Origin of the sequence: Haloferax sp. AS1, from assembly GCF_014530665.1 — an archaeon.
Classification (GTDB): domain Archaea; phylum Halobacteriota; class Halobacteria; order Halobacteriales; family Haloferacaceae; genus Haloferax; species Haloferax volcanii.
Genome location: NZ_SPSA01000003.1, coordinates 333,388 through 353,558 on the forward strand (window position 1 = coordinate 333,388; position 20,171 = coordinate 353,558).

Consider the following 20,171-nt stretch of genomic DNA (forward strand, 5'->3'; position numbering starts at 1 on the left):
TCGATTGCTCTCGGTCTCGCGGCTTACGGTGGTGATAGTTGTGGATTGGTGCCGGGGAGGGATAGCCCCCGCTGAAACGGCCGCCTCCGCCGGAAGCGCGTCTCGACCGTCGGTCTGGGTCAGGGTGTGTCTTACTCGTCGACTTTCACCATGACCTTGATTGCCTCGCGGTCGTCCATCGCCTGATAGCCTTCCGGGACGCCGTCGAGGTCGACGGTCTTCGTCAGGATGGGCGACGGGTCGAGGGTGCCCTGCAGCACGTCGTCCATGAGTTCCTCGATGTAGTTCCGGACGGGTGCGCCGCCGGCGGAGAACGAGAGGTTCTTGTAGAATATCGGCTGGAGGAAGTCGGCGGACTCGACGTGCGGGACGCCCACGGCGCCGATGGAGCCGCCGGGACGGGCGACCTGTGCGGCGGTTTCGAGCGCCGACGCCGCGCCGACGCATTCGAGGACGTGGTTCGCGCCGCCGTGGGTGAGTTCGAGGACTTCCTCGACGGCCTCTTGGCCGCGGGACGAGACGGTGTCGGTCGCGCCGAGTTCGCGGGCGACTTCCAAGCGGTCCTCGTGGTGGCCGACCGCGATGATTCGCTCTGCGCCGATGCGCTTCGCCGCGAGGACGCCGCACAGCCCGACCGCGCCGTCGCCGATGACGACCGCGGTGTCGCCGGCTTCGAGGTCCGCCAAGACGGCGGCGTGGTGGCCGGTCGACATCACGTCCGTGAGCGGGAGGAGCGATTTGAGCGTTTCTTCGTCGTCGGCGTACCGCTCGGGGACCCGAACGACCGTGCCGTCGGCGTGAGGGACGCGGACCTTCTCGGCCTGTGCGCCGCCGGTCTCGTCGCCGTGCGGACCGAAGAACCCGCCGTCTACACACGCGGTGTGGATGCCTTTGCGACAGAACTCGCACTCCCCGCAGCTGTACGCGAACGGGACGAGCACGCGGTCGCCCGGTTGGACGCTCGTGACGTCCTCACCGACTTCCTCGACGATACCCATCGGCTCGTGGCCGACCCCGGAGCCCTCCTCGTGTTCCTCGTGACCGCGGTAGAACCAGAGGTCGGACCCGCAGATGGCGGTGTGAGTAACGCGGATGACCGCGTCGGTCGGTTGTTGAAGCTCCGGTTCTGGTTTTTCCTCGATGCGAACGTCGCCCGGACCGCGATAGACTGCTGATTTCACGTACGCTGTGAGGTACGGACCTTGCGGGCATAGATGCGATGCTATATGAACAGTCCATTTAACTGCGGCCGGGCGGCCGTCCCGCTCGTCCACGGGGAAGCGAGCCGACCGCGTGGGCACGTGGCCCAGCGGCGGTTCACTGCGTGGGCGGTTGCATCCGCGCCTGCATGCCCAGCGAGGAGGTAATCAGTTCCCGTTCGCCGCGTCGGAGGAGACTCGACAGCGACGGTTGCGAGATGCCGAGTTCGGCGGCCAGCTCCTCGGCCGTAATCTGTCGCGGACTCTCGTAGTAGCCGCGCGAGACGGCGAGCGTCAGCGCCTCCCGCTGGCGGTCGGTGAGGCTGTCCGTCGGTTCGTCGGACGCGGACCCCTCCGACGCGATGGACACGAGGTCCAGCGAGATGCCGTGGGCCTCACAGCTCTCTCGGAACTCGTTGAACCCCTCGTACTCCTTGAACACTTTCGTCTCGTGCCAGCCGTCGGCGGTGACGACCGTCGGTTCGAGCTGTGCGCCCCCGAAGTCCGGCTCGAACGCCTTCGAGACCGACTCCGCCAGTTCGACGGTGAGCTTGTAGACGTCCTTGTCAGCGGTCTCTCCGATTGCGTCGGCCGCGACGACCTCGTCGCGCGTCAGGAGGTCAGCCTTAGTGACGCCGTCTTCCCGCTCGAACTGCACGGTGAATATCTGCACGTCCGGTTGCAGACAGAGTGCGTGAACGCACTCGACCTCGTCCGGCCGTAGCGCGGTCGGAATGCTGACCAGCGGAAGCGAAGTCGAGCGAAGAACGAACTCCGTGGTGATAGCCATTGTGTGGTATCACGCCGTCCGGCGAGTTAACGTTCTGGGGTCTCCGCTGCGTGGGGGTGACCCGACCCTTCGATTCAGGGGCGGTCCAGCTCTTTGTCCCACGCCTTCCACGTCTTCAGAAGCGGGATGATGGTGTAGTCGTCGACGATTTCCTCGCCGTCGAAGAGGTCCCAGACGTACTCTTTCAAGGTGTTCAGGTCGGTGTGCCACGCGCTAAATACGAGGTCGTACTCGCCGAGACAGGAACTCGCGTTGTAGACGAGTCCCTCGTCGATGAGCATCGTGATGAACTCGGTCCGCACCTCGGAGGAGACGTGCTGGTCGAACGAGACGAGTATCTGCGCGTCGGCGAGGTCGGCCTCCTGGAGGACGATGACCGCGAGGATTTCGAGCACGTCGCTCTCTTGAAGCTTCTCGCGGCGGCGACGGACCGCGGTCCGGGAGAGTCCGACGCGCTCGGCGAGTTCGGTGTCTGAGATGCGGCCGTTCTCGTTGAGCGCGCGGAATATCTCGTAGTCGTGCTCGTCGAGGTAGTTTTCGAGGACCGCCTCCGGCGTGTTCGGGTCGGGCGGCGCGTCGGCGGACGTGAGGTCGGGGTTTTCCATGGTCGGATGTATTGGTGGGGTTCGATTTGAAACTGCGGGTGTCGTAAACGAACCAAAACGACACAATAGTTGTGTCGAATTGGCTAGTCCACAGCTTGCGGTGGGTGGTGGGTGGCGAGCGATTCGGTCGTGGGACGCCGCGCGAAACGCGGCGTCGAGGGCAGTTCAGCGGCGAGGCCACCGGCGCGACCGAGGCGTCACCACCGGGTCACCACCCCGCCTCGTCCCGCGGTAGCGGGTCGTACGGAACCTCGTACCCGAACGCTTCGGGGCCGATGACGTCGAGCGCTTCGGGCGTCGTGAGCAGTTCGGGCGCGGGCACGCCGAGGACGCGGACGCGCTGGCCGTACCGCAGGGCGTCGGTCGTGACCGGCGCGCCGGTGTCGGTGTCGACGAGGCAGATGAGGTCGGGCACGGTCGTCCGGAGGTCGCCGTCGTCGTCCCGCGCGACGAGGAACTCGTTTTGGAACTCGATTTCGAGGGTCGCGTCCTCGTCCAACCCGGCGAGCGTGACGCTCCCGAGGGCGAAGCCGTCGCGGTTGCGGCGGTGCACGTCCACGATTTTCCCGGCGAACAGCTCCTCGCCGCCGAGCAGTTCGCGGCCGGCGTCGACCGGGTCGGTGCCGGCGTCGCGGGCGCGTTCGACCGCCCGCCCGAGTTCGGTGGCGAGCGAGACGGTGTGGGGAACCGCGTACTCCGAGACGAACGCGCCGGTCATGAGCGGGAAGGCGTAGCCCGAGCGGCCGCCCATCTGGACGGTGATGGCCCGCGCGAGGTCTTCGAGGCGCTTGGCCGAGTCGATGTCGCGGTAGACGACCTGATTGCCGCGCTCGTCGGTCGTCGCCGCGTAGTTCACGGGCGTGCCGTAGATGAAGAACGTGTCCATCTGGAGTTCGGGGAACGCCCGGCCCATGCCGTCGGCGTCGACCACGGGGAGGTCGGTCATCGCCGCCACGCACAGCGGGGCCATGCTGTTCGCGCCGCCGATTTCGCCGGGGATGAGCGCGTCGACCGTCTCGCCGGAGAGGTCTTCGATGGCCCGAAGCGACTGCACCTCCTCGTCGCCGCCGGCGAACTTCTCGACGCTGATGGTGGGCGCGCCCATCCCGCCGACGCTCGCCACGGTGGCGTCGGCCGGCAGGTCCCGCGGGTCGACCAGTTCGACCGCGTCGGGGTAGGCGTCGTCTTCGAGGAGCGTCTGGAGGCGCAGGCGGCCGAGACGGGGGTTGCCGCCGCCGCCGGTGCCGAGGATGCCCGCGCCGATGCCGAGCGCTTCGAGGTCGTCGAGCGTTATCGCCGTCAGGTGTGGGATGTCGAAACTCATGGGTGGTCCGCGAGTGGTTCGTAGGTCGCGTCGAGGCCGAACGCCCCCGGCCCCCACACGTCGAGGGCGGCGGGCGTCCGCATTATCTCGGGCGTCCGGATGCCGAGGACGCGGACCCGCGCCCCGTACCGGAGGCTCTCGGTCGGAATCGGCCCGCCCGTCTCGCGGTCGAGGACGGTGATGAGGTCGGGGACGGTCGCCACGTAGCTCCCGTCGACGGTCGCGCCGAGGTTCTCGTTTTGGAACTCGATGCGCATCTCCGACCCCGCGTCTTCGTCGAGGCCGTCGATGTCGACGTGGCCGAAGACGAAGCCGCGTTCGGTGCGGCGCTGGACGTCGACGATTTTCCCCTCGAACAGCGACCGCGCCTCGCCGTATATCGACTCGCGGGTCACCTCGCGGACGGCGTCCATCGCGTCGTCCTCGGCGAGTCGGAGCGCGCGGCCGAGGTCGCGGGCGAGCGACATCGTGCCGGGGATGGCCGTCTCTTTGACCTGTGCGCCGGTCATCGGGTAGTCGGAGACGTAGCCGACGCCGCCCATCCTGACCGTGACGCCGCGGGCCAGCCACTCCAACTGGTCGTTGTCGTCCGTCTCGATGAGACAGGTGTTTCCCCGCTCGTCGCTGACGGCCGCGGGCGTCCCGCTGATGCCGTAGATGTTGAACGTCTCGTGTTGGAGTTCGGGGAACGCCCGACCCATGCCGTCGGCGTCGACCACGGGGAGCCCGCGGCGGGCCGCGACGGCGAAGGGGAACGTCGAGTTGATGCCGCCGCACTCGATTGGCATCGTCGCGTCGGCGGTCTTCCCGACTTCGCGCTCGACGCGCTCCATCGAGGTGACGGCCTCCCGCCCGCTCGGGAGCTTTTCGACCGAGACGGTGGGCGCGCCCATCTGGGCGGTCGGGACGACGAAGTCCTCGGCGTCCAACTCGTCCGGGGGGATGAGTTCGACGGGGCCGAACTCCTCGATGGCCTGCTTCGCGACGAGTTTGCCGACGTGGGGGTCGCCCCCGCCGCCGGTGCCGAGGACGGTCGCGCCGAGCGCGATGTCCTCTATCTCCTCGACGCCGATTTCGACCGTCATCAGTGGTCGAGCGCCCCGGCGGCCTTCACCTTGATTCGCACCGCGTTGCCGGGCAGGTACGAAAGCGGGACCTCCTCGATGTCGACGATGTCCACGCTGTCGGGGTCCGCGCCGGCCGCGAGCGCGTTGTCCGTGGCCTCGTCTTTCGCGTGTTGGATGGCTCCCTCGCGGTCCATCTCGTCGAGGCTGTATATGCGGTCGACCTCGCCGGAGACCTGCGCGATGGCGACGCCGACGGCGTTCGCGACCTCGTAGTGGTCGGGCTTGTGGACCTCGCTCGCGCCCGCGATGTCGTCGGGGACGAGGATGCTCCCGCCGCCGACGATGACCACGGGGACGGGGTCGGCGCTCGTCTTCATGCGGTCGACCTCGCGCTCGACGCGCTCTCTGACGTACTCGCGGGCGGCCTCGACGATTTCATCGTCGACGGCCGGCGTCTCGGAGCCGATGTCGATGGTGCCCGCGGCGACTTCGAGGTCGGTCGCGGTCAGCGTCTCGCCGCCGAAACACCTCGCCTCCTCGGTCAGCTTGTAGCCGACGCTCTGGGGGCCGACGGTGACGCCGCCGTCGGTCGAGACGATGGAGCCGCCGCCGATGCCGATGGCGATGATGTCGGGCATCCGGAAGTTGGTCTTCACCTCGCCGATTTCGACGGCGACGCTGCTCTCGCGGGGGAAGCCCTCGGTGACCGCGCCCACGTCGGTCGTCGTACCGCCGACGTCGACGATGATGCCGTTTTCGACCTGTGAGAGGTACGCCGCGCCGCGAACCGAGTTCGAGGGGCCGCTGGCGACGGTGAAGATGGGGTAGCGGATGGCGTAGTCGACGCTCATCAGCGTCCCGTCGTTCTGGCCGAAGTAGAGGTTCGCGTCGATGCCGCGTTCGTCCATCGCCTCGACGAAGGCGTTCGCGGCCTCCGAGGCGACGCTCGTGAGCGCGGCGTTGAGCGCCGTCGCGTTCTCGCGTTCGAGCAGGCCCACGCTGCCGATTTCGTTCGAGACCGAGATGGGCACGTCGTCACCGACCTCCTCGCGGATGAGTTCCGCGACCCGCGTCTCGTGGTCGTCGCGGACGGGCGAGAAGACGCTCGTCACGGCGAAGGCGTCCACGTCGGAGAACTCGCGAATCTGCGCTCTGACCTGCTCCTCGTCGAGGTCGTTGAGGAGTCGGCCGTCGAACTCGTGGCCGCCGTCGAGGATGGCGACGTTGTTGCCGATGGCCGCGGCGAGGTCGTCGGGCCATTCGAGGAGCGGGCGGATGCTCTGGGTCGCGGGCGCGCCGATGCGGATGACGCCGACCTCGTTGAGGCCGCGCCGCTCCGTGATGGCGTTCGTCGCGTGGGTCGTGCCGAGCATCACGTAGTCGAGTTCGTTTTCGGAGACGCCGCTGTCGTCGAGGACCACGTCGAGGGCGTTGAGGATGCCCGAGGTGATGTCTTCTGTCGTGGGGGTCTTCGTCTTCGCGAGGAGGTTGTCGTCGCCGTCCATGACGACGGCGTCCGTGTTGGTGCCGCCGACGTCGATTCCGATTCGGTAGTCAGTCATGTCTGGGTTGCTGGAGAGTTTCGATTGGTTCGTAGTCGATGCTGTAATCGAAGTACGCCGGGCCGACGAGGTCGAGTCCCTCCTCGGTCCGCCACTTCGGTGAACACGGCATCCCGATGACCCGCACCCGGTGGCCGTAGGCGAGTCGCTCGGTGGTGACGGGGTCGCCCGTCTCGGCGTCCACGACCGTAATCAGGTCGGGGGTGCTCGCCACGACGCCGCGCTCTGAGTCGCGGGCGACGAGGTTCTCGTTTTGGAAGTCGAGGGCGAACGTCCGGCCCTCGCAGTCGTCGATGCCGTCGAGGGTCGCCTCACCGACGGCGAAGCCGCCTTGGGTCCGGCGCTCCACGTCGGTTATCTTCCCCGCGAACAGCTCGTAGCCGTCGGTGAGGTCGAGGACCGACTCGACGGGGTCACGCGAGCGGTGCTTGGCGGTGCGAATCGCCTCGCCGATGTCGTGGGCGAGCGACATCGAGTCGAGAATCGCGTGCTCGCGGACTTCCGCGCCGGAGAGCGCGTAGGTGCCTATCATGCACGCGCCGCCCATCTCGATGCTCGTCACGCGGGCGAACGCCTCGGCGTACTCGTTGCTGACGGTGTTCACGAGAAGCGAGTTGCCCTTCTCGTCGGCGATGCTCATCGGGGTCGCGCTGACGCCGCCCATCGTGAGCGTCACCATCTGCACCTCGGGGAACGCCCGGCCCATGCCGTCGGCGTCCACGAGGGGAAGCCCGAGCGCGGCGGCGACGGCGATGGGGACGGTGCTGTTCAGCCCGCCCGCCTCGATACTCATCGTCGCGTAGGCCTCCTGTCCGAGGTGCGTTTCGAGCGCCTCGAAGGCGGCCAACGCCTCGGTTCCCTTCGGCATCTTCTCGACCATCACGGTCGGCGCGCCGAGCATCGCGCTCGGGATGACGAGCGCGTCGTCGGGCACGTCTCGCGGGTCGATGAGGTCGACGGGACCGTGCTCTTCGATTGCCTGCTGTGCCATCAGCTTCCCGATGTAGGGGTCGCCCCCGCCGCCCGTCCCGAGGACGGTCGCGCCGGTGGCGAAGTCGTCGATGTTGTCTGTGGTTATCTTCATGGCTCTTGGTTCGATGCGACCCCCTCGTCGGCGACCGCCGCGACGGCCACCTCGGGCGCGTCGTCGAACGCGTCGGCGTACGCCTCGTCGTAGATGTGACACCGGACGCTGGGGCCGGCGTCGACCGCGACGAACGCCGGTTCGTCGGCCGAACACGCGTCGGTCGCGTAGGGACACCGCGTGTGGAACCGACAGCCCGTGGGCACGTCCCGCGGACTCGGAATTTCGCCCCGGAGCGGTTCGTGCCGCGGCTTGTACGCCTCTTCCTCGTCGGTCGTGACGGGAATCGCGGACAGAAGCGCCCGGGAGTAGGGGTGTCGCGGCCGCTGGAAGACCTCCTGCGTGGGGCCGCGCTCCTGAATCTCGCCGAGGTACATCACGGCCGTCTCGTCGGCGAAGTTGCGGACCAGAGAGAGGTCGTGGGTGATGAACAGGTAGGTGAGGCCGAACTCCGCCTGTAAGTCCTCGAGGAGCGCGATAATCTTCGCCTGCACGCTCACGTCGAGGGCGCTCGTCGGCTCGTCGAGCAAGAGCAGTTCCGGCTCGACCGCGAGCGCGCGGGCGATGTTCACCCGCTGTTTCTGCCCGCCGGAGAGTTCGTGGGGGTACTTGTTCCAGTACTCGTCGTTCAGTTCGACGCGTTCGAGCAGGTCGACCACGCGCTCTCTGAGGTCGGACGTCGGCACGCCGCGGGCCTTCAACGGGACCGCGAGCGACTTGCCGATGGTTCGTCGGGGATTCAGACTCGACGTGGGGTCCTGGAACACCATCTGGACGCGCGACCGGAGGCGAGCCAGTTGCTCGTCGGTCGCGTTCGTGATGTCCTCGCCGTCGAATCTGACGGTCCCGCCGGTCGCGCCGGTCAGGCCGATAATCGTCCGCGCGACGGTGCTTTTGCCGGAGCCGGACTCGCCGATGAGCGCGAGGGTCTCCCCGCGCTCGATGTCGAACGAGACGCCGTCGACCGCTTTCACGTAATCGGACGTGCGCTTGATGATGCCGCTTTTGACGGGGAAGTACTTCTCGAGGTCGTCGACGTCGAGCAGGGGTTCGGACACGTCAGTCACCCCCCGTCTGCTTGCCCGGCCTGCGGGTCATGTGACTCCGCGTCTCCTCGACGGTCGGCCGCTCGGACGCCGGGACGGCCTCGTCGTAGAGGACGCACTCGACGCCGGTTTGCGGGCCGCGCTCGTACATCTCCGGGCGGGCCTCCTCGCACTCGGCGGTGGCGTAGGGACACCGCGGCGCGAACCGACAGCCCGGCGGCGGGTCGAGATACTCGGGAATCGAGCCGTCGATGCCGGTCGCCATCTCGTCGCCCGTCAGGCGCGGAATCGACGCGATGAGCCCCTGGGTGTAGGGGTGTTTCGGGTTCTCGAACAGCTCGTCTGTCGGCGCGGTCTCGACGATGCGGCCGCCGTACATGACGTACACGCGGTCGCTCACCTGCCGGGCGACGCCGAGGTTGTGGGTAATCATCAGGACGCTCAGGTCGTGGTTCTCGATGAGGTCCGCGAGCAGGTCGAGAATCTGGTCGTGAATCGTCACGTCCAGCGCGGTGCCGATTTCGTCGGCGATGAGCAGGTCCGGCTCGTTCAGCAGGGCCTGCGCGATGAGCGCGCGCTGGCGCATCCCGCCGGACAGCTGCGACGGGTACGAGTCCATGATGTTCTCGGGGTCCGGCATCTGAACCTCGCGGAGCATCTCCACGACGCGCTTGCGCGCCTCGTCGCGCTCGCCGCTGAAGCGGCGGCGGAAGAACTCCACGACGCCCGTGTCGCTGTCGCCGCCGAACTGCGCGGTGTCGGTGAGCTGTTCCCCGATGGTGAACGTCGGGTTCAGACTCGACATCGGGTCCTGGAAGACGAGGCTCATCCGCTGGCCCTTGACGCGCTCGAACTCGCGGTCCGAAAGCGACAGCAGTTCCGTCCCGTCGAACGTGATGTCGCCGCTGACGCGGGCCGGCGGCTGATTCAGGAGGCGGAGGATGGACTTCATCGTCACCGACTTACCACAGCCGGTCTCGCCGGCGATGGTGACGACCTCGCCTTTGCCGATAGAGAGATTGACGCCGTCGATGACCTCCGCGAGGCCGTCGAACGACTCGAAGCCGACTTCGAGGTTCTCGACGGTCAAAAGCGGGTTCTCGGCGACCGGCTCGTCGAGTCTCATCGGTTCACCTCCACGTCGAACAGGTCACGGAGGCCGTCACCGAGCATGTTGAACCCCATCACGAGGACGAAGATGGCGAGGCCGGAGAAGACGCTCACCCACCACGAGTCGGGCAGGTACGACGTTCCTTGGCTGACCATCGTGCCGAGTCCGGGCTGGGGCGGCTGGACGCCGACGCCGATGAACGACAGGCCCGCGCCGATGAGGATGACGAAGCCCGCGTCGAGGGTCACTTTGACCAGAATCGGTGACAGCGTGTTCGGGAGAATCTCTCGAAAGAGGATGTGCGGCGTGCTCGCGCCGGCGAGCTTCGCGGCCTGCACGTACTCCTCGCTGCGCTCGCTGGCGACGATGCTCTGGACGAGGCGGGCGTGCCACGTCCACCACAGCGCCGCGATGGCTATCATCGCGTTCGTCAGCGTCGGCTCCAAGGCCGACGTGATTGCCAACGCCATCACGAGTGGCGGTAAGGCGAGCGCCGTGTCGGTCGCCCGCATGATAATCGTCTCGGTCCAGCCGCCGTAGTAGCCGGCGACGAGGCCGAGCAGCACGCCCACGGGGACGCCGAAGCCGAGGACGACGGCCACGAGCATGAGCGACAGCCGGTAGCCGAAGAGGATGCGCGAGAGCACGTCGCGGCCGACGTGGTCGGTCCCCAGCGGGTGGTCGACGCTCGGCGGCTGAAGCGTGTTCGAGAAGTCGGTGAACTTCCCGGCGTGTTCGGGGTACGGCGCGACGACGGGCGCGAAGACGGCGAGCAGGACGATGGCGATGATGATGCCGAGACCGACGACGCTCATCGGCCTGCTGGTAAAGCGCTTCCACGACCGTTGCCAGAGCTCGCGGCGCTCGGCCGAGACGACCCGGTCGAGGACGCTCGCTGACTCGGCGCTCATGTCGCCTCCTCCATCGCCAGTCTGATGCGCGGGTCGACGCGACCCAACAGCACGTCGACGAGGAAGTTGATGCTCACGAACGCGACGCCGATGGTCATCGTGACGCCGACGACGGCGTTGAAGTCGTTGTTCAGCACCGCGGTGACGCCGTAGGACGCGAGGCCGGGCCACGAGTAGACGAGTTCGATGAGGAACGCGTTGCCCAGAAGCGAGGCGTACAACAGCCCCAGAATCGTGAGCGTCGGGATGAACGCGTTCTTGAGCGTGTACTTGTACGTGACGAGCCACGAGGGGAGGCCGAAGCCGCGCTCGGCCTCGACGTAGTCTTGGTCTTTCACGTCAATCATGCTCGACCGGGTGATGCGCATCACCTGGCCGATGCCGGCGAGCGAGAGCGCGAGCGCCGGGAGGATGATGTGCGCCCACGCGTCGACGTGGGCCGCGAGGTTCCCCGACAGCAGGGTGTCCACGAGCAGGAAGCCCGTGAACCGCGAGACGCCCGAGCCGAACTCCGAGCCGAGCCGCCCCGTGATGGGGAGCCATTCGAGCAGGTAGCCGAATATCAGCTGGAACATGATTGCGATGAAGAAGCCGGGCACGCTCACGCTGAAGAACGCGACGAGCCGCGTCGCGTTGTCGGCGAGCCCGTCTTTGTTCTGCGCGGCGATGACGCCCAGCGGGATGCCGATGACGACGGTGAGGAACATCGACACCGTGATGAGTTCGAGCGTCGCCGGCAGGTAGTAGACGATGTCGGTGCTGACCGCGCGCTTCGTTTCGAGGCTCGTGCCGAGGTCTCCGACGAGCAGGCCCCGCATGTAGTCGAGGTACTGCAACGGAATCGGCTTGTTCAGGCCCATCTCGGCGGCGAGCGCCTGCACCTGCTCTTCGGACGCGAGCGCGCCGAGGGCCATTCGCGCGGGGTTCCCGGGGAGCACTCGTGACGTGGTGAAGATGATTATCGACAGGCCGATGAGACTCACGAGGATGCCCGCGAGCCGGCGCACGAGATACTGCCAGTACTTCATTCTTGGTAGAAGTCGGGGAACCAGTAGTCGAAGCTCATCGACGGCCGGAAGGTGTAGCCCGCCACGTCGGCGGCGAAGGCGTGTTTCTTCGACTGGACGAAGATGAACAGGTCGGGGTACTGGTTCGCGATGCGTTCTTGCACCTCGGCGTACAGCTCGGCGCGGGCGTCGGCGTCGACCGTCGAGCGCGCCTCGTCGATGAGGGAATCGACGTTCTCGTCTTCGAGGTGTTCCATACTCATCCACGTCGAGGCGGCCTCGGAGTGGTACTGGTTGTAAAACACCGTGTCGGGCGAGGGGTACACCGGCCCGTAGAACACCTGATTGATGTGGGGCGTGTCCTCGACGCTCGTGGCGAGTTCGGTCATCGTCCCCCACGTCTGGGGGTTCAACTCGACGTCGATGCCGATTTCGTCCATGTTCTGCTGGAACAGCAGCCCCATCTTCTCTTCGAGGCCGTAGTCCTTCACGTAGGTGTTCTGGACGGTGATGTCGCCCTCCTCGTAGCCGGCGTCGGCGAGAATCTGCCGCGCCCGCTCGGGGTCGTAGGTCGGCTGGACGATGTCGTCGTTGTGGACGCCGAACGACGACGGGAGCGGGCCCTGCGCGGGGAGCGACCCCGGCGCGATTTCGTTGCGTGCCGTCTCGTAGTCGAAGCCGTAGGCCATCGCCTCGCGGACCGCGGGGTCGTCGGTTGGGGCCTTCTGGGTGTTGATTTTGAAGTAGAACGTCGTCACCGTCGGCACCGACTCGACGCGGATGTCGTCTTCGGCAGCGAGCGCCTCGTAGGTCTCCTCGCTTTGGTACTGGCTCGACATGTCGAGTTCGCCCGTCTTCATCAGCGAGCGGACGGTCGGGTCGTTGGTGATGATTTGGACGGTGACGTTGTCGTACGCGCCGTCTTTGAACGACCCCCAGTAGTCGGCGTAGCGGCTGAACGAAATCTGCGCCTGCCGCTCGAAGCCCGCGAGTTCGTACGGACCTGAGCCGGCGTCGTTGTCGTTGAGGAACGACTGGCCGTAGTCGCCGCGGTCACCGAAGTCGCCGTCTGCGGCGTTGTCGAGGACCAGTTGTTTGTCCACGACGAACAGGAGCACGAGCGTCGCGAGGAACGGCGAGTGGACGCGGTCGAGCGTGAACGACACCGTCCGCTCGTCCTCGACGGTCACGTTCTCCTTCGAGAGCACGTTCCCGAGCAGCGACGAGTAGCCTTGGTTGATATCGAGGAAGCGTTCGGCCGAGAACTGCACGTCCTCCGCCGTAACGGGGTTGCCGCTGTGGAACGTCGCGCCCTCGCGGAGCGTGAACGTGTAGGTCTGGTTGTCGTCCGAGACGGTCCAGTCCTCCGCGAGGTGCCCCTGCAAATTCCCCTCCGTATCGGGGAACACGAGCGGGTCGTAGAGGTTGACCAACGCGAGCACCTGCGTGTAGTCGGTCCCCTTCGCGGGGTCGACGGTCCCGAAGCGCTGGGTCGCGCTCATGCGGAGCGTCGAACTGCCCGAGTCGCCGCCGGACGACGACTCCGTCTCTGTCTCCTCGTCGTCGCCGCCCGAGGCCGTGGTCTGTTCTTGGCCGTCGTAGCTCTCGCCGCCGCCGGAACAGCCCGCGAGACCGGCGATTCCGGCCGTCCCGAGCGCCTTGAGGAAGTTCCGCCGACTCGCCGCGTCTCCGAACCGAGCGCGGACCGACTCCGACGCCGAACCCACCTGCGACCGCATCTGTGTGATGTCTTTTCTCGACATACGTTACTCATTCTCACAGAGGTGCAATGGAACATAAAGATACCGTATAGTAACCTAAAACAATATTCCTGGTTCAAAACGGAATACTCGGTGAACAATATGGAACAATGTGGCTGTCTGTCGTCTGCCACACGTCTGGTCGTGTCTCCGTAATCGACGGACTGCACGACCGTCCGAAGCACGTCACCGGCTGTCGTGGACGATTGGAAGTATTAGTTTTCCGCCCGCTGGCGCTCGCTCGCCGCTCGCGCCCGCGCTCTCCCCGCTACTGCGACGAGAGTCCGTTCCCGACTATACAGTTCTCGGTCGTTCGAGACGGATTATTATAAGAATACAATGATATTTTGAAACCTGACAAATTTATCCCGGTCTCATAAGATTTCTAACATAAATTCATAAAACGGATTCTAAAACGCCTATTTATGGCTATAATATCGGTTTTATACCCTTACCACGGGATACTTATTAATCATTGTGACTCGACAACTGATTGCCTATATATCTGAAATCCTATATTTTAAGAAGACTATGTGTTTATTTACTTTTTATGTCCTCACACAAGACGCTGTTCCGAACCGTCTCTCCGGCTTGGTTGCACCCGACTCGTTCGCCCCGTTCCATCTCGCAGAAGTGATTCTGAAATCGGAAATCTAGTTGACAATTTGGCACGTGGAGTGACTCGGACGACGCTTAAGTCCCCGCGGGGAGAACGACCACTCGATGGCATGGGAGTTCGAGCGGGTCGCGGGTCCGTTTCGGGCCACCGAGGGCCCGATTTGGACCGGCGACGCGGTTCGATTCACGGAGATAATGGAGCATCAGGTCCTCGAATACGACCCGGGGACGGGAGAGACGAGCGTCTACATCGACTCGACCGCCGGCGCGGTCGGCCTCCACGAGGGACGCGACGGCGAACTGTACGCCTGCGAGGCCGAGGGCCACCGCATCGCCGCGTTGACACCGGGTGAATCCGCGTCGGTCGTCGTCGACGAGTTCGAGGGGACGCCGCTCAACGGGCCGAACGACCTCGAAATCGACCGCGACGGGGATATCTGGTTCACCGACCCCGACGACAAAGACCGGGGTCTGCTCGGTCACACCTCCGTCTTCCGCGCCGAGCGGGTGGATGCGGACGCGAGCGACGGCTGGCGACTCGTCCGCCTCACAGACGAGATGGACCGACCGAACGGCATCCTCCTCTCGCCGGACGAGTCGCGACTGTACGTCGCAGAATGCACCTACGGCCCGGACCAAGAGACCGACCTGCGGGCCTATCCGATTCGCGACGACGGGTCGCTCGGCCCCCGCGAGATACTGCACGACTTCGGTGACCATCGCGGTATCGACGGCATGACGCTCACGGAGTCGGGCGACATCGTCGCCTGCGCCGGCTGGGAGAAAGGCGGCCCGGGACCGTCGATATACGTGTTCTCCCCGGAGGGCGAGGTGCTCGAACGTCACCCGTTCCCCGAGAACCGCCCGACGAACTGCACGCTCGGCGGGCCGGACGGCTCGACGCTCTACGTCGCGGACATGACGGGCAGCCTCTACGCGGCCGAGACCGACCGCTCGGCGTACGTTCGCTTCTGACCGAAACGGGACCGCGAGGACAGAGACGCTGGAGTGGCTGTTGTCGGAATCGACCCCGACCGCGGCGACTCCGACGCGGGCGTCTCAGCGGAGAGGTTCGAACGCGTCGAGCCCCGCTTGGGACGCTTCCATGTCTTCGGACACCGCGCCGCCGCTCGCGCCGACCGCGCCGACGACGACGCCGTCGTGTTCGACCGGGAACCCGCCGCCGAAGACGACGACGCGACCGTTATCGGTGGTGTGGAGGCCGTACACGTCGCCGCCGGGTTCGGCTCCTTCCTTCAGTTCGTGGGTGGGCTTCTTCACCGCGGCCGCGGTGTAGGCCTTGTTCTGTGCGATGTTGCTCGCGACGAGCTTCGCGCCGTCCATCCGGCGAAAGCCGAGGAGGTTCCCCTCGCTGTTCGTCACCGCGAGGTTCAGCGGAACGCCGAGTTCCTCGGCTTTCTCCTCCATCGCGTCGAGAATCGTCTTGGCTTCGGCTAGCGTCAGCTCTTGTACCATCGACTCGACCGTCGGCGGCTCGGAGCAAAAATCCACCGCTCACGGGGAGAACCGCCGCCGGAACGGCCACAGACGGCGATGCGGCTATTCGAACCGAATCGAACGCTGCGGACTCGACTGCGCGTGTTCGCGTTCCCCTGTCGTCGTCGCGTCGGCTTGAACGTACGGGTTACCGCGGGAGGGCGTTCCCCGACCGCTCGAACGACGCCACGTCGCCGGCGTCGGCGGCGTCGATGAGGTCGTTGTTGACGAACAGGCGCTCGTCGGCCGTGTCCGACAGCGAGAGGAACGTTCCCGTTCCCTCGGTCGCCCGCGAGTTCCGAACCGTGATGTCCGTCGTGTCGGAGAGCGAAATCGCCGCCGCGTCGTCGTCGCGGTGGGCCTGTCGGCCGACGAAGCCGTCGACCAGCAGGCCGTCCACGTCCTCGCAGGCCAGTCCGCTCCGGTAGTAGTCGGGCAGGTCGCCGTCGTCGTCCCACTCGACGGTCACGTCGCGCATCGTCACGTCGCGGGCGTTCTCGACGTGGACGCCGGCGATGTCGTTGGCGAAGATGGGCGTGACGACCGAACTCGGCTGGAGGTCGAAGTTGCCGCCCACCTCGTCGGCGTGCTCGCTTCCGGCGAGGTCGATGCGGACGTTGTCGAACTCGATGGTCTCGATATCGGCGTCCGCGGAGCCGTAGACGAGCGCGCCGTTCTCGCTGCGCGCGACGATGTTCGAGAAGCGCACGTTCCGAATCCCGCCGAGGTCGGTGTCGCCGTCCCGCGGGACCGACGTGACGTAGATGGGCTCGCCTTTGCCCCACCACGGGCCGGGGAGCATGTTGGAGTTGACGACGATGTCGGTGAAAAGCACGTTCTCGACGACGCCCGAGTCGCGGTGCTGGATACCGAGGCCGCGGTTCGATTCCTGCACGACGATGTTCTGGAACAGGCAGTCGCGAATCGTGTCGTCGGTGCCCGAGCCGAACTTGATGGCGCAGGCGCTCGACCGGAGCGTGCAGTTCGTCACGACGATGCCCTCGCAGGTCACCGGCTCGTCGGGGCGCGCGCCGAAGGTGATGCTGTCGTCGCACGACTGGATGGTGCAGTCGGAGATGTGGACGTTCTTCGTGTCGCCGAGCGCGATGCCGTCGCAGTTCGGGATGAGCAGGTGGTTGAGGATGTCGACGCCGCGGATATCGACCTCCTCGGTCCCGTGGAACGACAGCGTCCACGCGGGCATGTCGCGGATGGTCACGTCGCGGACGCGGACGTTCGTACAGTTGTTGAACCGGAACATCGGCCCGGGCCGGAAGTCGGGCTTGGCGACGGGCCAGCCGTCCGTCCCCTCAGTCCGCGAGAGGTAGGCGTCGCCCTGCCGCGCCTCGTGGGGGCCGTTCGAGATGAGCGGGTGCGACGCGCTCTCGTTGGAGTGGCCCTGAATGGGCGTGTCCATCCGCATGAACTCGGTCCCGAGGCCGTCGAACTCGCCCTCGCCGGCGATGGTGACGTTCTCCCCGTCCTCGGCGAGGAAGAAGATGCGCTCGTTGTCGGGGCCGATGAACTTGTCCGTGTATTCGGACTCGTCTTTCGCGGGGCTGACGACCGCGCCGGCTTCCAGATAGAGCGTCACGTTGCTTCGGAGGTGGACGGTTCCGACGGTGTACGTCCCGCTGGGGACGGTGACGGTCCCGCCGCCGGACTCCGAGCAGTCGTCGATGGCCGTCTGAAACGCCTCGGTCTGGAGGTCGTCCGTCTCGTCGGCGTAGGCTGTCACGTCGAAGGCACTCGCTGCGGGTGGCATGTACCCGTACCGTCGCGGTGACCTATCTTTATACTACTGGTGGTCGGAGTTCGGCCGTGAGTGATGCTCGCCCAAACGTCCTGTTCGTGATGACTGACCAGCAGCGGTCGGACACGATTCAGGCGCTCGGAAACAGTCGAATCCACACCCCGAACATCGACCGCCTCGTCGACCGCGGCGTCTCGTTCACCAACGCCTACTCGCCGGACCCGATCTGCATCCCGGCGCGGCACACGATTCGAACCGGCTGTGAGGCCGTCTCGACGGGCTACCTCGGGAACGAAAAGCGCGACGCGCGACACCTCGAAGACCGGTGCGGCCCCTTCCTCGCCCGGAGCATGCGCGAGCGGGGCTACCGGACGTTCCTCGTCGGAAAGTACCACGCCCACCCGCGCGACATCGACCTCGGCTACGACCACCACCTGAGTTTCGAGGCGTTCCGCGAGGAGACCGGCCACGAGGTCAAGACGACCGCCCGGCAGGGCGCGATGGTCCATCTCCCCCAGCAGAACCGACTCCCGCCGGACGACAATTACGAGGCGTGGATGACCGACCGCGCGGTGGACCTCGTCGGCCGCGACACCGACGAGCCGTTTTTCGGCCTCGTCTCGTACGAACCGCCGCACCCGCCGTTCGCGCCGTCGCCGCCCTTCGACCGGATGTACGACCCCGAGCGGCTCGGAAACCCGGTGAAAGGTGACCTCGAAACCGACCACATGGACGAGAAGATTCCCGCCCAGAACCACCACTTCTGGACGACCCGCGAGGGCGGCATCGACGACACCACCGTCCGGGTCATCAAGGCGTACTACTACGGCATGATTTCCGAGGTCGACCGCCGCATCGGTCGCCTGCTCGACGCGGTCGAGGCCCGCGACGACGCCGACAACACCCTCCTCTGCTTCTTCTCGGACCACGGCGAACTCCTCGGTGACCACCGCGGCTGGGAGAAGTCGTCGTTCTTCGAGTCGTCGTGTCGCGTCCCGTTTCTCGTGAGTTGGCCCGCGGAGCTTCCGGCCGGCGAGCGCCGCGACGACCTCGTGTCGCTCACCGACCTGTTCGGCATTGCGACGACCGCTGCGGGCGACCCGGAACTCCGCGATGGCGTCGACGTGCTCGGGACGATTCGGGGCGACGCGGAGTCCCGCGAGCGACTGTTCGGCTACCACCGGACGCCGCGGCTCCCGCCGAACTTCACCGGGATGGTCCGCGAGGGCCGCTGGAAGTACGTGTTCATGCGCAACGGCGGCCGCGAACAGCTGTTCGACCTCGCGGCCGACCCGAACGAACTCGACGAATGCGCCGCCGACAACCCCGAGGTCGTCGCCGAACTTCGCGACGCGCTGGCGGCGAAGCTGGCCGACGCGAGCGCGGACGAGTTCGTCGAGAACGGGACGCTCCGGCGCGCGCCGTACCAGGAAATCGACATGGGTCGGCTCGTCCGCGAGCCGTACCCCGAGGAGCCGGCGGACGTGCTGGACTGACGCGTCGTCGTCGCCGGATTCTCTCTCGTCTTTTGCTCCTCCACGGCCCCTCGAAATCGCCGCTCCCGCCGTACTTTTATGACCGTTCCGCGTAACCGACTACCACGAATGGAGATCAGCGACATCCGTACCATCCGGTTCAGCTGTGCGTCCCACATCGACCCCGACGAGAAGGGTCACGGCCACCCCGGCGAGCCGAGGGAGTCGACGCGGACCATCACCCACGTCGTCGTCGACGGCGGCCCCGACGGCTACTGCCGCGGCGGCCACGAGGCGGCCAACGAGTTCGCCAAGAAGCACCTCGTCGGCGAGAACCCGCTGTACCGCGAGAAGCTCTGGCAACTGCTCTGTCGGGCCGAGCGACTGAACAAGGGAACGCTCACTGACAAGCGCGTCGCGCCCATCGACTGCGCGCTCTGGGACATCGCCGGCAAGGACGCCGGCCTCCCGGTCTACCAACTCATCGGCGCGGCCCGTGACTCGGTCCCGGCGTACGGCAGTACGATGGTCGGTGACGACGACCCCGACGGACTCGGCTCGCCCGAGGCGTACGCAGACTTCGCCGAGGAACTCGTCGCGGAGGGGTATCAGGCCGTCAAACTCCACACGTGGATGCCGCCGTTCGGTGACGACCCCGAACAGGACATCGCCGCCTGCCGGGCGGTCCGCGAGCGCGTCGGCGACGACATCGACCTCATGCTCGACGCCCACCACTTTTACAGCCGGAGCGAGGCCAAGAAAATCGGGAAGGCGCTCGAAGACCTCGACTTCCGCTGGATAGAAGAGCCGATGGACGAACACTCGATGTCCTCCTACGAGTGGCTCTCGAACGAACTCGATATCGCCGTCGTCGGTCCCGAGACCGCCGAGGGTCGGATGCACACCCGCGCCGAGTGGATTAAGCGGGACATCGCAGATATCATCCGCGTCGGCGTCTACGACGTTGGCGGCCTCACGCCGGCGCTGAAGGCGGTCGGCCTCTGCGAGTCGTTCAACATCGAGTGCGAGATTCACGGCCGCGACGCGCCGAACCTCCAACTACTCGGGACGATGGCGTTCCCCGGCCGGTACTACGAGCGCGGCCTCCTGCACCCGAAGCACGACTACGAGACGTACTTCCCCGGTCTCGAACACCCGCCGGACGAAATCGACGACAACGGCGTGGTCGAACTGCCGCAGACGCCCGGCCTCGGCTACGCGTTCGACTGGGACTACATCGACGCCAACCGCGTCGCGTAACTGCCTCGGCGGGCGGGACGGAACGACCCCGGGTGCGACGAGAGAGAACGACGACGCGACGGCGGTCGCTCGCGAAACGCTATCCCCGTTTTTCCGAGTGGT

17 protein-coding genes are annotated in these 20,171 nt (G+C 66.3%); 3 read left to right on the top strand and 14 right to left on the bottom strand.

The annotated features are described in order from the left end of the window. Window positions 1-131: 131 nt before the first annotated feature. From E4P24_RS18395 to E4P24_RS18450, 12 genes are all read right to left on the bottom strand, one after another. Window positions 132-1,181: a zinc-dependent alcohol dehydrogenase family protein gene (locus E4P24_RS18395; RefSeq protein ID WP_115803570.1), complete on the bottom strand. Its 1,050-nt coding sequence runs from the start codon at window positions 1,179-1,181 to the stop codon at window positions 132-134. Window positions 1,182-1,317: 136 nt separating this feature from the next. Beyond that, entirely contained in the window at window positions 1,318-1,989 is a 672-nt protein-coding gene (locus E4P24_RS18400; protein ID WP_004061730.1) for a helix-turn-helix domain-containing protein, read from the bottom strand. Window positions 1,990-2,063: 74 nt separating this feature from the next. After that, a complete protein-coding gene (locus E4P24_RS18405; protein ID WP_004061728.1) occupies window positions 2,064-2,594 on the bottom strand; it encodes an Lrp/AsnC family transcriptional regulator in 531 nt (176 codons plus the stop codon). A 208-nt stretch (window positions 2,595-2,802) separates the two neighbouring features. Beyond that, on the bottom strand, window positions 2,803-3,918 hold the full coding sequence (locus tag E4P24_RS18410) for a DUF917 domain-containing protein (protein WP_115803568.1): 1,116 nt from the start codon (window positions 3,916-3,918) through the stop codon (window positions 2,803-2,805). Further along, window positions 3,915-5,003: a DUF917 domain-containing protein gene (locus E4P24_RS18415; protein WP_115861490.1), complete on the bottom strand. Its 1,089-nt coding sequence runs from the start codon at window positions 5,001-5,003 to the stop codon at window positions 3,915-3,917. Before E4P24_RS18415 ends, E4P24_RS18410 begins: the two co-directional genes overlap by 4 nt. Then, window positions 5,003-6,547, bottom strand: a complete 1,545-nt coding sequence (locus E4P24_RS18420; RefSeq protein ID WP_006600004.1) for a hydantoinase/oxoprolinase N-terminal domain-containing protein — start codon at window positions 6,545-6,547, stop codon at window positions 5,003-5,005. The genes E4P24_RS18415 and E4P24_RS18420 overlap by 1 nt, the downstream gene beginning before the upstream one ends. Continuing rightward, entirely contained in the window at window positions 6,540-7,631 is a 1,092-nt protein-coding gene (locus E4P24_RS18425) for a DUF917 domain-containing protein (RefSeq protein ID WP_115803566.1), read from the bottom strand. Before E4P24_RS18425 ends, E4P24_RS18420 begins: the two co-directional genes overlap by 8 nt. After that, window positions 7,628-8,698, bottom strand: coding sequence for an ABC transporter ATP-binding protein (locus E4P24_RS18430; RefSeq protein ID WP_006600002.1), 1,071 nt, complete (start codon window positions 8,696-8,698; stop codon window positions 7,628-7,630). The genes E4P24_RS18425 and E4P24_RS18430 overlap by 4 nt, the downstream gene beginning before the upstream one ends. Then, a complete protein-coding gene (locus tag E4P24_RS18435) occupies window positions 8,691-9,803 on the bottom strand; it encodes an ABC transporter ATP-binding protein (RefSeq protein WP_115891569.1) in 1,113 nt (370 codons plus the stop codon). The genes E4P24_RS18430 and E4P24_RS18435 overlap by 8 nt, the downstream gene beginning before the upstream one ends. Next, window positions 9,800-10,699, bottom strand: coding sequence for an ABC transporter permease (locus E4P24_RS18440; RefSeq protein WP_004061713.1), 900 nt, complete (start codon window positions 10,697-10,699; stop codon window positions 9,800-9,802). The genes E4P24_RS18435 and E4P24_RS18440 overlap by 4 nt, the downstream gene beginning before the upstream one ends. Continuing rightward, complete coding sequence (locus E4P24_RS18445; protein WP_004968525.1) at window positions 10,696-11,727, bottom strand: ABC transporter permease; 1,032 nt, start codon at window positions 11,725-11,727, stop codon at window positions 10,696-10,698. The genes E4P24_RS18440 and E4P24_RS18445 overlap by 4 nt, the downstream gene beginning before the upstream one ends. After that, window positions 11,724-13,445: an ABC transporter substrate-binding protein gene (locus E4P24_RS18450; protein WP_008609275.1), complete on the bottom strand. Its 1,722-nt coding sequence runs from the start codon at window positions 13,443-13,445 to the stop codon at window positions 11,724-11,726. The genes E4P24_RS18445 and E4P24_RS18450 overlap by 4 nt, the downstream gene beginning before the upstream one ends. A gap of 744 nt (window positions 13,446-14,189) precedes the next feature. Between E4P24_RS18450 and E4P24_RS18455 the strand changes: the two genes are divergently transcribed. Further along, window positions 14,190-15,059 (top strand): SMP-30/gluconolactonase/LRE family protein, encoded by an 870-nt coding sequence (locus tag E4P24_RS18455; RefSeq protein ID WP_188149007.1) that lies wholly within the window; start codon window positions 14,190-14,192, stop codon window positions 15,057-15,059. An 84-nt stretch (window positions 15,060-15,143) separates the two neighbouring features. Here the strand turns inward: E4P24_RS18455 and E4P24_RS18460 are convergent, their stop codons facing one another. Both E4P24_RS18460 and E4P24_RS18465 read right to left on the bottom strand, forming a co-directional pair. Continuing rightward, window positions 15,144-15,560 (bottom strand): heme-binding protein, encoded by a 417-nt coding sequence (locus E4P24_RS18460; protein WP_004041071.1) that lies wholly within the window; start codon window positions 15,558-15,560, stop codon window positions 15,144-15,146. A gap of 169 nt (window positions 15,561-15,729) precedes the next feature. Continuing rightward, window positions 15,730-17,346 (bottom strand): glycosyl hydrolase family 28 protein, encoded by a 1,617-nt coding sequence (locus E4P24_RS18465; RefSeq protein ID WP_223174120.1) that lies wholly within the window; start codon window positions 17,344-17,346, stop codon window positions 15,730-15,732. Window positions 17,347-17,402: 56 nt separating this feature from the next. Here E4P24_RS18465 and E4P24_RS18470 point away from each other — a divergent pair, with 56 nt between their 5' ends. Both E4P24_RS18470 and E4P24_RS18475 read left to right on the top strand, forming a co-directional pair. Next, a complete protein-coding gene (locus E4P24_RS18470; protein ID WP_188149008.1) occupies window positions 17,403-18,830 on the top strand; it encodes a sulfatase-like hydrolase/transferase in 1,428 nt (475 codons plus the stop codon). 108 nt (window positions 18,831-18,938) lie between these two features. Beyond that, window positions 18,939-20,069: an enolase C-terminal domain-like protein gene (locus tag E4P24_RS18475; RefSeq protein WP_006599996.1), complete on the top strand. Its 1,131-nt coding sequence runs from the start codon at window positions 18,939-18,941 to the stop codon at window positions 20,067-20,069. Window positions 20,070-20,171: the final 102 nt, after the last annotated feature.